We start from the raw sequence: 13042 nt of genomic DNA on the forward strand, positions 1-13042 counted from the left end.
GGGAAAAGCCACGCGCGGCAGGATCGCCGGCGTCGTGCTCATCGAAACGAACGGCGTCTGGGCACGGCCGCCACGAAATGAAGGTAGGAAGACATGCAGGTTATCGAAACGCTCGCTGAAGGGCTGAAGCGCGAAATCAAGGTCGTTATCCCGGCCAAGGACATGCAAGACAAGATGAATGAGCGTCTTGCCGATGTGAAGGACAAGGTTCGCATCAACGGCTTCCGTCCGGGCAAGGTGCCTGCCGCTCACCTGAAGAAGGTCTACGGCAAGTCGATCATGGCCGACCTCGTCAACGAGATCGTCCGCGAGCAGCCGGCCGCCATCCTGTCCAGCCGCGGCGAGAAGTCGGCCACGCAGCCGGAAATCGCCATGACGGAAGACAAGGACGAAGCCGACAAGATCCTCGCCGCCGAGCAGGATTTCGAATTCACGCTCTCCTATGAAGTTCTGCCGCCGATCGAACTGAAGTCGGTCAAGGGCATCAAGGTCACGCGCGAAGTCATCGACATCTCGGACGACGAAGTCAACGAGCAGGTCCTGAAGGTTGCCGAAAGCGCCCGCGCCTACGAGACCAAGACCGGCAAGGCCGCGAACGGCGACCGCATCACCATGGATTACGTCGGCAAGGTCGACGGTGAAGCCTTCGAAGGCGGCACTGACCAGGGCGCCGAACTGGTGCTCGGCTCCGGCCGCTTCATTCCGGGCTTCGAAGACCAGCTCGTCGGCGTCAAGGCCGGCGCCGAGAAGACCATCACCGTGACCTTCCCGGCCGACTATCCGGCCAAGAACCTCGCCGGCAAGGAAGCGACCTTCGACGTCACTGTCAAGGATGTCGCAGCACCCGCCGCTGTCGAGATCAACGATGAACTCGCTTCCAAGCTCGGCATCGAGTCCGCCGATCGCCTGAAGGAGATCGTCCGTGGCCAGATCGAATCGCAGTACGGCTCGCTGACCCGCCAGAAGCTGAAGCGTCAGATCCTCGACCAGCTCGACGAGATGTACAAGTTCGAGACCCCGAACTCGCTCGTCGATGCCGAATATAACGGCATCTGGAGCCAGGTGAACAACGACCTCGCCCAGTCCGGCAAGACCTTCGAGGATGAAGACACGACCGAGGAGAAGGCTCGCGAGGAATACAAGACGCTCGCCGAGCGCCGCGTCCGCCTCGGCCTCGTTCTCTCCGAAATCGGCGAAAAGGCCGGCGTCGAAGTCAGCGAAGACGAGATGCAGCGCGCCATCTACGATCAGCTGCGTCAGTATCCGGGCCAGGAAAAGCAGATCCTCGAATTCTTCCGCAGCCAGCCGGGTGCCGCCGCTTCGATCCGCGCACCGATCTTCGAAGAGAAGGTCATCGATCACCTGCTGACCGAAATCGACGTCACCGACAAGAAGGTGACGAAGGAAGAGCTGCTCGCCGAGGAAGAAGGCGAAGCGAAGGCCGAAACCAAGAAGGCCGCACCGAAGAAGAAGGCTGCCGCCAAGGCCGAAGCAGCTGACGCCGGTGAAGGCGAAGAAGCCGCACCGAAGAAGAAGGCTGCTCCGAAGAAGAAGGCGGCTGACGAAAGCGCCGAATAATCGCTTTTCAGTTCAGAAGTTTGGAAGGCCTCGCCATGGTGCGGGGCCTTTTCTATTGTTCAGGTCAGTTCATTCTCGAACGCCTACTCCATTGTGTTTATTCATCCGGAACAACAAAAAGTTGCATTAGCGTACAATTCGATGCAGATTTCGCTGATGGTGGAGGGACCTGAAAATGACCGCAAAGCACGACATGAAGAAGCTCGTGGAGGAAATCTATGCTGTGCGTGACCGTGGCGATATCGAAGCTACGCTGGCGCTGATCGGCGAGAATTGCACCTTTCGCATGGTTGGCAACACACGGCTGGCGCCTTTTTCGACTGAATCAAGCGGGCATGCTTTTCGCCAGCGGATAACGCAGCTTATCACTGTATGGGATCTATCGAATATCAGGACAGCCGGCATCTATGTGGACGAGGATGAGCATATGGTCTTTGCCCACCGCGAAGGCGTGGTCAGGCACATCCCATCGGGCGTGAGCTTCCATACGGAATTCGTCGACAAGATCCATTTCCGAGATGGGAAACCGGTCAAGATCGTCGAATTCGTCGACACGCTGCAAGTGGCCGAGACCACCAAGATGATCCAAGTCGCTTAAACGGCAAGTCGGAGCTTTCAAAGCGCGTTGTCAAACTTGATTGATGCGACGCGCTTTAGCGACATGTATCGGCTTGCCGCCCATGTGTTCGGGCGTCAGCCGCCGTTCAAGAATTGCCACTCAATGCGCGGTCAGTTGCGCGACCTTCCTGACGTGGTTGACGGCTGCGGCGCCGCCGGCGGTCTGTGTGAAGAGGTGGAGCGTTTCCTCTTCGTCGTCGGCGACCGGCGTCAGGGCCTGATCCATGTAGGTCTTCGACTTCGCGTCCCTTGAAATCAAGAACGCCGAAATCGTCAGGCCAATGATCGTGCCGGCGAGCGAAGCATGTTTGCGGAAGGTTTCCCAGGCAAAGCGCGGCCAGAAGACGAGCGGATTCTCGCGCGGCAGGTCCGGGCGCCGCTCCGACGGCGTCTTCAGGCGCAGCAGGCCGCTTTGCAGCGGGTGCACATTTTCCAGCGGCACGGTGGTCGCGAAGGAGACCAGAACCTTGACGAGCCTTGCGAGCGGTACGCCGGTCGCCACGGCGCGGCGCAGCAGCGTCTTCATATGTTCAGGCGAATAGTAGAGCGCCCAGGCCTCGTGGTAGATGTCCTCCCATTCCTGCTTGCTCATCTTCGGATGGGCGGTGCAGACGTGCTCGACATCGTAGATGTTGAGATCGGCATCCATCTCGACGCCCTTCTTCCACAGGACCTGATGGTCCTCGGAGCCGGGCAGCGGCGTCAGGATGAAGAATTCGATGACGTCGAGCGGCAACTCTTCCTGGATGATTGTGATGTCGCGGCGGATCGATTCCGGCGTGTCGGCGGGGAAGCCCAGGATATAACCGGCGAGCGTCATGATGCCCTGCGCCTTCCAGGCGAGCAGCATTTTGCGGTATTCGGTGATCTTGTTCTGGTTCTTCTTGGCGGCGGTCAGATTGTCCGGATTGACGTTTTCGAGGCCGATGAAGACGCGGGTGACACCGGCGCGCCTGGATTTCTCGATGAAATTGGGGATCTTGTGGCAGAGCGTGTCGACCTGGATCATCAGGCCGAGCGGAATGCCGTCCCGTTCCTTAAGTTCGATCAACCGGTCGAAGATCGCTTCCCAATCCTTGTTGCGGGCGAAATTGTCGTCGGTGATGAAGAATTTGTGGATGCCCTGCGCCCAGTTCATCCGCACCAGCTTTTCGACGTCGTCGGCCGAGCGGAAGCGCGACTTGCGTCCCTGTACGTTGATGATGGTGCAGAACGAGCACTGATAGGGACAGCCACGTCCGGCATCGAAGCTGGTGCTGAGCCCGAGCGTGCGCTGGATATTGTCCTTCGGCAGGAAGGGAACCGGCGTGCCGCCGATGCCGGGAAGGTCGTTCATGAAATTATAGAGCGGCTTCAGCTCACCGGCGGCGGCATCGCGCAGCACCATGTCGAGCCGGCCCTCGGCTTCGCCGGCAAACATCGAGATGCCCATGTCGCGGCAGGCGTCGAGCCCGACCGCCTTGCCATCCAGCATCGACAGGCAGCCGGAAACATGGAAGCCGCCGATCGAAACCGGCAGGCCGGCATCGCGGAAGGGACGGGCGATATCGAGGGCGCGCGGATATTGGTTGGTCTGGACGCCGACGAGCGCGATCATGCCGAAATTGTCGTGACGCTTGAACTGCGCCAGCAGTCCGGCGATATCGATCCGCGTATTGGTCTCGTCGATCACGGTGATATCGATCGCCGTATCGTCTCCGAGCACCTTGCGTTCGGCGCATTCGGCGGCAATGCCGTAGAGCGCCGCCAGCGAATTGGAGGGGATCATCGCCCGCCACCAGCGGATGACGTAGCCGTCGTCGTCATAATGCGACGGCTTGATCAGGATCAGCTGAAAACGTCTGCGCGCACCTTCCAAGACATGGGACAAGAGTATCTATCTTTCTTTAGAAGCTTTTGCCCGAAGGCAAAAAATGGCGTTGAAGGCATAGACAGGCACGACATACCAATGCGATTTAGGAGGTCAAACTAAGGCGTAAAAAAACGGTACGGCGCGCAAACGCTTCGCGAAGTGTATCATTCCTCAATATACTACCCGATATCGAGCAGCAATGCGCGATGGTCGGAGACTTCGGGCGCCTTGACCACCTCGAATTTGGCAACCTTCATCCCCGGCGTCACCAGCATGTAGTCGGCAAAGCGGCCCCGCTTCAGATAGTAGGAGGTTCGCGTGTCTACAAGGCCGCTTCCGGTGACGAGGTCGGAAAGCCCGAGTCTAGCGAGAATCGCAAAGGTCGCGCTATCGGGCAGCACGTTGAAATCACCGCAGACGACGAGCCCTTCGTCGCCGGGCCAGACGCCCTCGATGAGCCTGACCAGCGCTGCAGCCTGTTCGTCGCGCGCCGCCGTGTCGCCCTTGCCTGCGGGATCGCGCAGGCCATGCATGTGGGCGATGGTCACGGTAGAAGCGTGCTCATGGCCGAAGAGACGGACGCAATGGGCGTTTCGCGGCCGAGGATGTTCGCCCCAGCCATCAGCGGAAAAACGGCCATGCACGAAGCCCAGCCCTTGGGCGATGACGGAATGCGTTTTGCGCACGAAGGTCGCCAGCCCGAATTCGGCGACAATGGCGGTATCGCCGTCGAAGAGTTCGCCTCTCGATGTCGGGCAGAAGAAGCCGTCGTGGCCGGGCAGGGCGGTGCTGATCTCGGTAAAGAGATTGAAGCGCTGCGGCAGCTCGACATCGCCGTCCCGATAGACCGACCAGCCCGAGCGGGTGCCGGGTGCGCGCAAAACCTCCTGCAGGCATAGCACGTCGGGATCGACCGCCGTCACATATTCAATCAGCGCCTCATGAAGCCTGCCGCCCCATGCGTTCAGCGAGATGATGCGCAATGTCATTCGCCTCCATTTTGGCGGCCGGACTGAGACGGCAGTTCCCTTGACGACGCGACGGACTTTAGAGCTCCGACTTGATGTCGCCCATCCTGTTCCAGGCATCGAGGCCGGCGATCTTGTAGGCTTCGGCGAGCGTTGGATAGTTGAAGGTGTTCTCGACGAAATATTCGACGGTCCCTTTGAGATTGAGCACCGCCTGGCCGATATGCACCAGCTCGGTGGCGCCTTCGCCGACGATATGCACGCCGAGCAGGCGGCGGGTCTTCAGCGAGAAGATCAGCTTCAAAAGCCCCGTGTCGAGGCCCATGATATGACCGCGCGACGTCTCGCGGAAGCGGGCGATGCCGCATTCATAGGGAATGCCGCGCTCCTTCATCTCTTCTTCGGTCAGGCCGCAGGTCGAGATCTCCGGCACGGCATAGATGCCGTAGGGGAAATATTTCGGCGGCTCCTTGGCGACCGCGCCGACCGCAACGCGGGCGGCGATGCGGCCCTGTTCCATCGAGGTCGAGGCAAGGCTCGGAAAGCCGACGACGTCGCCGGCGGCGTAGACGTTGGCAACCGATGTCTGGAACGTTTCCGGATTGACCTTGAGACGGCCGCGGCTGTCGGCTTCGAGGCCGATGGCCTGAAGATTCAGCGCATCAGTCGCCCCCATGCGCCCGGCGGCGAAAAGCACCATGTCGGTCGTCAGGCGTCGGCCGCTGTCGAGCGTCAGTCCGACCTTGCCGTTTTCGAGCCTCTCCACCTTGTCGGCCTTCTGGCCGAGCAGCAGCTTCATGTTGCGGTCGCGCAGCTGGTAGGTAAAATCCTCGATGATTTCCTTGTCGATGAAGTCGAGCATTGTCGCCTTCGGGTCGATCACGGTGACGGCGGTGTCGAGCGCGCTGAAGATCGTCGCATATTCGATGCCGATGACGCCGGCGCCGATAACGACCATCGATCGCGGCAGGTCCTGGATGTCGAGCAGTTCGTCGCTGTCGAGAACGGTCTTGCCGTCGAAGGGCATGTAATCGGGGCGGAACGGCTTTGTGCCGACGGCGAGCAGCACGCTGGCGGCGGTGACCTGCGTGGTCTCGCCGTCATCCTTGATTACCTGCAGCGTCGACGCATCGATGAAGCTCGCCTTGCCGCGAATATGCTGCACGCGGTTGCGGGCGAACTGGTGTTCCAGCACCTCGACCTCGTGATTGAGCGTAATCAGCAGGCGGCGGCGCAGGTCATCTGCACTGATCTCTTCCTTGACGCGGTATGACCGGCCGTAGAAGCCGCGTTCGCGCCAGCCGGAAAGATTAAGCGCAGTCTCGCGCAGCGTTTTGGAAGGGATGGTGCCGGTATGCACGGACACGCCGCCGACGCGTTTGCCCTGCTCGATGACAAGCACTTTCTTGCCGAGTTTTGCCGCCTGGATCGCGCCGCGGCGCCCTGCGGGACCGCTGCCCACCACAACGAGATCGTACTGAAGCATCATCAAGCCCCGGATTGGAAAGGAATCATATTGCGACGCAAAATGTCGCCCGTCCATCGTTAGCCGGTCAACGTTACAGATTGTTTTACGGCCACCTGATTGGTCCTGACGGGTACTTTTTCGGGCAAGTGAGCCCTGCGAGAAACAGCTTTACGTCTTGGGCCGTAGCCGACGAATACCGGCAGGGTCGCTTGCCATGCTCGGTGGCTCGACGGCTTTTCATGCACGGGTGATGTAGTCCGCGGAAATATCGCCCACCTTGGTGACGCCGAGCAACGCCATATTGCTATACAGTTCCGTCTTCAGGATATCGGCCGCCTTGAGCACGCCTGGTAGGCCCGCGACGGCTGCGGCATAAAGGAACGGCCTGCCCACGAACACGAAACAGGCCCCGAGCGCGAGGGCCTTCATGATGTCCGTTCCACGCCTGAAACCGCCATCGACCATGACGGCAACGCGGTCGCCAACACGGGACGCAATCTCCGGAAGGATCTGAAGGGGAGATGCGGTGCCGTCGAGCTGACGGCCGCCATGGTTGGAGACGATCACGCCATCCGCCCCGGTGTCGACAGCCCGGGCCGCGTCGTCAGGATGCATGATCCCCTTGACCACGAGTTTGCCGGACCACCTGTTGCGTATCCGCTCCAGATGGTTCCAGTTGAGATGGTCGCGCCTCCCAAAATCGCGCGTGACATTCGAAGAGATGATCGGCGCGCCTCTTGTGGCATAGGAATTTTCAAAATGCGGAATGCCGTGCCGGACGATCGTGCGCAGGAATGTGCCGGTGGTCCAGCGCGGGTGCGAGATGCCCTGCCATGCCAGGCGGAGACCGGGACGCAGAGGCGTCGAGAATCCGGCCCTTACATTGTTTTCACGGTTTGGCAGCGTGGCTGTGTCCACGGTCAGCAGAAGCGTGCGCAAGCCGGCCGCGCCGACGCGATCGATGAGAGCGTCGATACGGTCGGGTTCGCCGGGGAGATAGGCCTGAAACCATGCTTGCGGCGAAACCGCAGCGATCTCTTCCAAAGGGATAAGCGATGAACCGCTTATGATCATCGGGATTCCCGATTGATCCGCTCCTTGCGCGAGCACGATGTCACCTCGATAGGCCATCAGCGCGCTGATACCCATCGGCGCGATGCCGAATGGTGCGGCATGGGTCTTGCCGAACAGGCTCGTCTCGGTGCTGCGTTTCGAGACGTCCCGAAGGACACGAGGCCGGAAGGCATAGGCCTGGAAAGCTTCTGCATTATGCCGCAGCGACGCATTGGTCTCGGTTGCGCCTGCGATATAACCGAACAGGGGCTTTGGCAGATGTCGCCGCGCCTTTATTTCAAAGTCATCGAGGCAGAGCACGTCGCGGCAGAGCCGGGTCGATCGATCGGTGTTGCCGCTGCGGATCGTCATGGAGCTTCATCTTCTCGGTATTTCGGGCGGGCTTGTCTAGGCTGTGGTGGTGCAGGACTGCATACAATCGCGCACCACCGATTGCTGTCAACTCCAGCATTCCGCAGTCTTCTCTGCATCTCGTCGGCGATCAGCCGCAGTGTTTGTTCAGATCAACTTCAGCCCCTTCAGGCTGACATGCCCATCCTTGCCGATGATGACATGGTCGTGGACGGTGATATCGAGCGCCTTGGCCGCATCAATGATCACCTTGGTCATGTCGATGTCGGCGCGCGATGGCGTAGGATCGCCGGAGGGGTGGTTGTGGACGAGGATCATCGCCGTTGCCGAAAGCTCGAGCGCGCGTTTGACCACCTCGCGCGGATAGACCGGCGTATGGTCGACCGTGCCGCGGCCCTGCACCTCATCGGCGATCAGCACATTGCGCTTGTCGAGGAAGAGGATGCGGAACTGTTCGCGGGTCTCGTGCGCCATGGCGGCATGGCAATACTGGATGACAGAAGACCACGAGGACAGGACCTGTTTGCTCCTGAGCTCGCTCTTCAACGTCCGGTGGGCGACAGTCGAGATCAGCTTCAGGTCGAGCGCCACGGCCTCGCCGACGCCCTTGACCTCCATCAGCAGCGCCTGAGGCGCACCGAAGACGCCGGAGAGCGAGCCGAACCGCTCGATCAGTGCCTTGGCGATCGGCTTGGTGTCGCGCCGCGGGATCATGCGGAAAAGCAGCAGTTCGAGGATTTCGTAGTCGGCCAGCGCGGTGTCGCCGAGCTCCCGAAAGCGGTCACGCAATCGCTCGCGATGGCCGTGATAATGCTCTTGGCCGGCGAGCGAGGCGGGCAGGGCGGTCCTGGCATTCGGCGCGGACGGCTTTTGCGGCCGTCCGCCAAAGAACGAGCGTTCGTCGGCGGCAAGGGACTCTTGCGTTAGGAAAGGCAGCTCGTCGTCGGAAGATGTCGAAACGGGGCCTTTCGCCATCGGACCGTCACCCGTTGTGCGACGGCAGGCCGGGGCGGTCGAGCCCACCCGGCGACAACGTGAAGATCTCGCAGCCATCGGAGGTGACGCCGACGGTATGTTCGTACTGCGCCGACAGTGAGCGGTCGCGGGTGACTGCCGTCCAGCCGTCGGCCAGCACCTTCACATGCGGGCGGCCGAGGTTGATCATCGGCTCGATGGTGAAGATCATGCCTTCGCGCAGCTCCGGCCCCTCGTTGGCGCGGCCGTAATGCAGGATATTCGGCGAATCGTGGAACAGCCGGCCGACACCGTGGCCGCAGAAATCGCGCACCACCGAACAGCGCTCGGCCTCTGCATAGGTCTGGATCGCCTCGCCGATCGCGCCGGTGCGGGCGCCGGGCCTGACGGCGGCAATGCCGCGCATCAGCGATTCATAAGTGACCTCGAGCAGCCGCTCGGCGGCACGCTTGACGACGCCGACCGGATACATCCGGCTGGAATCGCCATGCCAGCCGTCGACCACGAAGGTAACGTCGATATTGACGATATCGCCGTCACGCAGCGGCTTGTCGTTCGGAATGCCATGGCAGACGACGTGGTTGATCGAAGTGCAGGTCGATTTGGTGTAGCCGCGATAGTTCAGCGTCGCCGGATAGGCGCCGTGATCCATGCCGAAATCGAAGACGAACCTGTCGATCTCATCGGTCAGCAGGCCGGGCTTGACGATATCGGCAAGCGCATCGAGGCAGCGCGCGGTCAGCTGGCATGCCTTGCGCATGCCCTCGAATGCTTCAGCGTCATAAAGCCGGATGGCGCCCGTATTCTTCGGGGGCGCGGTAGAGGCTTCGATATAGTTCACCATTGCTTGGCCTTAGCGGAGATTGTTAGATTTGTTCATAATGCAGCTATGCCGGGTTCGTCCATCACGATCAACCGCCAGGACGAGATTTCTGAGCGGATCCGATCCGCCCAACGTGCAGCCCTCCACATCCGTTCGACGGACAATCAACGGTCCGGATCGAATATCCACAATCTTCCCAAAGGGATAGGATTGATTGCATGCAGCCTCCCCGTTACTCACCGATTGGTGACAGCGGGGAAGGGTCAATCATGCTGAATGAAGCCGTAAATCTTGAAAATTCACCCGGGACCGGCGAGGGGCCGGAACGGCGCGCGCGTGATCGCGGCGCCACCGAGCGCGCCATCCTTGCCGCCGCCAAGGGGCTGCTCGCCGAGAAAGGCTTCCAGAATTTCGGCATCAACGCGGTCGCCCGCCGCGCCGGTTGCGACAAGCAGCTGATCTATCGTTACTATGGCGGCCTCGACGGCTTGGTCGAGGCGATCGGCGCCGATCTCGGCACATGGGTGAAGGATCGCATTCCGGAAGACGCCGGCGGCATGTTCCTGCTCACCTATGGCGACCTGATGGAGCGGCTGTCGCTTCTCCTGCTCGACGCCTTGAGAAACGATCCGCTGATGCGCCGCATCCTCGCCTGGGAGATATCGGAAAACACCGAGCAGGTGAGGCGGTTGTCCGAGGCGCGTTCGAAGGCGCTGGCTCTTTGGCTGGAGCGCATGCGCGGCTCGCTGGCGCCGCCGAAGGGGGTGGATGCGGCAGCCGTCAACGCCGTCGTCATCGCCGCGATCCAGCACCTTGTGCTCGCCGCAGCAGCCGGCGGGCAGTGCGCCGGCCTGTCGCTGAAAACGCCCAAGGACTGGGAGAAGGCGGCGACGGCGCTGAAGCGCATCGTGCGCGGCGTTTACGGCTGATACCTGGCTCATCCACAGGGGGCGGGGCCTGCGTTAACCTTAACAAATGGTTTACGTTGCGTGGGGGTGGTTAACCCGACAGTGTGGCGGTGAGCAGAGACGGTACGAGTAGAGCCCCAAGTTGTCGCCCATGAGAACCAAGATCGCTAAAGCCGCGTTCCTCATGACGGCGATGATGTTTTTCGCAGTCCTGGCGGTGGATATCGCAATTCCGACGCTGGTGCTTTGCATCATGGCATTGTCGACCTGGTTGGTCTCCCTCGACCTGCCCGTCGCGCGCAAGCATGGAGGAGAGGCCGCATGAAGTGGTTTCTGATCTTCTGGGCCGGCCCCATCGTCTTTCTGGGCGGATGGTACTGGCTCTCCTATTACGACATGAGTTTCGGCATCTTCATGCTGAGCCGGCAGGTCCATGACCTGACCTTCGAGCTTTACGGCAAGGCGCTCGGCATTCCGCCGGAGACCATCCCGCCGCTGGTTGCCCGCGCGATTGCGGTGGACAGCCTCGTCGTCTTCGCCATCCTGGCCTTCCGGAAGCGCAAATCGATCATCGCCTGGTGGAAGACGCGTCAGGCGCTGAATTCATCTCCATCAGACCTTGCCAGCAAGGATAGCCTGTCAAGCGCGCCCTGAAGGATGAAGCTTGCCGCGGCCGAATCGATCCGTTCGGCCCGCTTGGCGCGCGAAACGTCCATTTCGAGCAGCGTCCGTTCGGCGGCAACCGTCGAAAGCCGCTCGTCCCAATAGACGAAGGGCAACGCCGTCTTCTGCTCCATATTGCGCACGAAGGCGCGCGTCGCCTGCACGCGCGGACCCGCCGATCCATCCATGTTCATCGGCAGGCCGATGATGAAGCCTGCGACCTTTTCCGATTGTGCGAAGTCCAAGAGCGCCTGGGCATCGATGGTGAACTTGACGCGGCGGATCACCGTGCGCGGCGTGGCGAAACGCCGCCCGAGATCGGACATCGAAAGCCCGATTGTCTTGGTGCCGAGATCGAGGCCGGCAATCGCCTGTCGCGGGACAAGCGTCTCGGCCATTTCCTCGATCGTCAGCACCGTCATCGCCGTTTCATCCCGTCAAAACAAATTGAAGTCGCCGCCGCTTTTCTTTGCGGCCACGTAAGATATGTCCTTAGAGCATGATGCCGAAAAGTGTGAGCGGTTTTCGGACGACATCATGCTTCAATTCTTTGATTGAGATCCGGATTCAGATTTTGGGCCGATCCGGCCCAAATCATCCGGATCTCCCGTCGAAACCGCCTTTGCATCACGTAATAAAGGAGACATTTCATGAAGATCACCTGGCTCGGCCATTCCGCCTTCCGCATCGAGACATCAAAGGCGAAGATCCTGCTCGATCCATTCCTCAGCTATAACGCCTCCTTTTCCGGCCAGGATATCAAGGATGTGTCGGCCGGCATCACCCATATCCTGCTGACGCATGGCCATGGCGACCATGTCGGCGATACCGTGGCACTCGCCAAGGAAACCGGCGCCGTCGTTCTCGCCAATGCCGATCTCGCCGCCTGGCTCGGCTCCAAGGGCGTCGACAAGATCGAGATGGGCAATACCGGCGGCACGATCGCCCTCGGCAGCTTCTCGGCAACCTTCACCAATGCGCTGCACTCCTCCGCCCAAATCACCGAGGACGGCGTCTCGCACGCACTCGGCAACGCCAACGGCCTGATGCTGCATTTCGACGACGAAGCCTCGATCCTTGCCATGGGCGATACCGACATATTTTCCGACATGGCGCTGATCAATGAATTGCACCAGCCTGATATCGGCTTCGTGCCGGTCGGCGACCGCTTCACCATGGGCGGCGCTGTGGCAGCACTTGCCTGCCGGCGCTATTTCAACTTCAAGACCGCGATCCCCTGCCACTACGGCACCTTTCCGATCATCGACCAGACGGCTGAAAAATTCGTTGCCGGCATGGACGGATCGAAGACGGATGTGAAGGCGATCAGGCCTTCCGAGAGCCTGTCGATCTGACGAAATCCCGTTGCGTCAGGCGGACATGGCCTTTATAGCGGGTAGGAAAAATCCTATCCGGAGAATGCCATGTCCGTCGATCTTGCCACTGTGAAGCGCGTCGCCCGCCTTGCCCGTATTGCCGTCTCCGAGGACGAGGCAAATCGCATGGTCGGCGAGCTGAACGGCATCCTTGGCTTCGTCGAGCAACTCTCCGAAGTGAATGTCGACGGCGTCGAGGCGATGACGTCGGTGACCCCGACGGCGATGAAGAAGCGGACCGATGAGGTGACCGACGGCAGCAAAGCAGCCGATATCGTCGCCAATGCGCCCGTCACCGACCACAATTTTTTCCTGGTGCCGAAAGTCGTTGAATAAGGCTTCGAAGCCTCTTTCCGACCCTGTTGCCATTCCAGATCTGAAGCGAAAA

14 protein-coding genes are annotated in these 13042 nt (G+C 60.6%); 7 read left to right on the forward strand and 7 right to left on the reverse strand.

The annotated features are described in order from the left end of the window. Positions 1–93: 93 nt before the first annotated feature. Together tig and RWK44_RS04815 are read left to right on the forward strand one after the other, a co-directional pair. Positions 94–1578 carry a trigger factor gene (gene tig / locus RWK44_RS04810; protein ID WP_017960213.1) on the forward strand — a complete coding sequence of 495 codons (1485 nt, stop codon included), beginning with the start codon at positions 94–96 and terminating at the stop codon, positions 1576–1578. A 175-nt stretch (positions 1579–1753) separates the two neighbouring features. Beyond that, the gene (locus RWK44_RS04815) at positions 1754–2176 is read left to right on the forward strand and encodes a nuclear transport factor 2 family protein (RefSeq protein WP_168258312.1); all 423 of its coding nucleotides are present in this window, start codon (positions 1754–1756) and stop codon (positions 2174–2176) included. A gap of 120 nt (positions 2177–2296) precedes the next feature. Here RWK44_RS04815 and RWK44_RS04820 read toward each other — a convergent pair whose 3' ends face one another. The 6 genes from RWK44_RS04820 to map all read right to left on the reverse strand — a co-directional run bounded on the left by RWK44_RS04820 (position 2297) and on the right by map (position 9728). Beyond that, positions 2297–4066 carry a B12-binding domain-containing radical SAM protein gene (locus tag RWK44_RS04820; RefSeq protein WP_168258313.1) on the reverse strand — a complete coding sequence of 590 codons (1770 nt, stop codon included), beginning with the start codon at positions 4064–4066 and terminating at the stop codon, positions 2297–2299. A 161-nt stretch (positions 4067–4227) separates the two neighbouring features. Then, positions 4228–5037, reverse strand: coding sequence for an endonuclease/exonuclease/phosphatase family protein (locus RWK44_RS04825; RefSeq protein WP_170269146.1), 810 nt, complete (start codon positions 5035–5037; stop codon positions 4228–4230). 58 nt (positions 5038–5095) lie between these two features. Beyond that, positions 5096–6502, reverse strand: a complete 1407-nt coding sequence (sthA, locus tag RWK44_RS04830) for a Si-specific NAD(P)(+) transhydrogenase (protein WP_131640227.1) — start codon at positions 6500–6502, stop codon at positions 5096–5098. A gap of 219 nt (positions 6503–6721) precedes the next feature. After that, positions 6722–7909, reverse strand: a complete 1188-nt coding sequence (locus RWK44_RS04835; protein ID WP_316028447.1) for an alpha-hydroxy acid oxidase — start codon at positions 7907–7909, stop codon at positions 6722–6724. 147 nt (positions 7910–8056) lie between these two features. Beyond that, a complete protein-coding gene (gene radC / locus RWK44_RS04840; RefSeq protein ID WP_132609679.1) occupies positions 8057–8884 on the reverse strand; it encodes a RadC family protein in 828 nt (275 codons plus the stop codon). Positions 8885–8891: 7 nt separating this feature from the next. Beyond that, entirely contained in the window at positions 8892–9728 is an 837-nt protein-coding gene (map, locus tag RWK44_RS04845; protein ID WP_077981155.1) for a type I methionyl aminopeptidase, read from the reverse strand. Positions 9729–9976: 248 nt separating this feature from the next. On the opposite strand from map, the gene RWK44_RS04850 reads away from it, so the two are divergent. The 3 genes from RWK44_RS04850 (at position 9977) to RWK44_RS04860 (ending at position 11269) form a co-directional block, all read left to right on the forward strand. Next, complete coding sequence (locus RWK44_RS04850; protein WP_132609678.1) at positions 9977–10636, forward strand: TetR/AcrR family transcriptional regulator; 660 nt, start codon at positions 9977–9979, stop codon at positions 10634–10636. 130 nt (positions 10637–10766) lie between these two features. Next, positions 10767–10940 carry a hypothetical protein gene (locus RWK44_RS04855; protein ID WP_026265220.1) on the forward strand — a complete coding sequence of 58 codons (174 nt, stop codon included), beginning with the start codon at positions 10767–10769 and terminating at the stop codon, positions 10938–10940. Continuing rightward, positions 10937–11269 (forward strand): DUF6105 family protein, encoded by a 333-nt coding sequence (locus RWK44_RS04860; protein ID WP_077981153.1) that lies wholly within the window; start codon positions 10937–10939, stop codon positions 11267–11269. Before RWK44_RS04855 ends, RWK44_RS04860 begins: the two co-directional genes overlap by 4 nt. Here RWK44_RS04860 and ruvX read toward each other — a convergent pair. Beyond that, positions 11206–11700, reverse strand: a complete 495-nt coding sequence (gene ruvX / locus RWK44_RS04865; RefSeq protein WP_017960224.1) for a Holliday junction resolvase RuvX — start codon at positions 11698–11700, stop codon at positions 11206–11208. The genes RWK44_RS04860 and ruvX overlap by 64 nt on opposite strands. Positions 11701–11928: 228 nt before the next feature. On the opposite strand from ruvX, the gene RWK44_RS04870 reads away from it, so the two are divergent. Together RWK44_RS04870 and gatC are read left to right on the forward strand one after the other, a co-directional pair. Further along, positions 11929–12633, forward strand: coding sequence for a metal-dependent hydrolase (locus RWK44_RS04870; protein WP_011651680.1), 705 nt, complete (start codon positions 11929–11931; stop codon positions 12631–12633). 69 nt (positions 12634–12702) lie between these two features. Beyond that, on the forward strand, positions 12703–12990 hold the full coding sequence (gatC, locus tag RWK44_RS04875) for an Asp-tRNA(Asn)/Glu-tRNA(Gln) amidotransferase subunit GatC (protein WP_003539052.1): 288 nt from the start codon (positions 12703–12705) through the stop codon (positions 12988–12990). Positions 12991–13042: the final 52 nt, after the last annotated feature.

The sequence above is a fragment of the Rhizobium sp. 25PS6 genome (assembly GCF_032464655.1).
Classification (GTDB): Bacteria; Pseudomonadota; Alphaproteobacteria; order Rhizobiales; family Rhizobiaceae; genus Rhizobium; species Rhizobium laguerreae.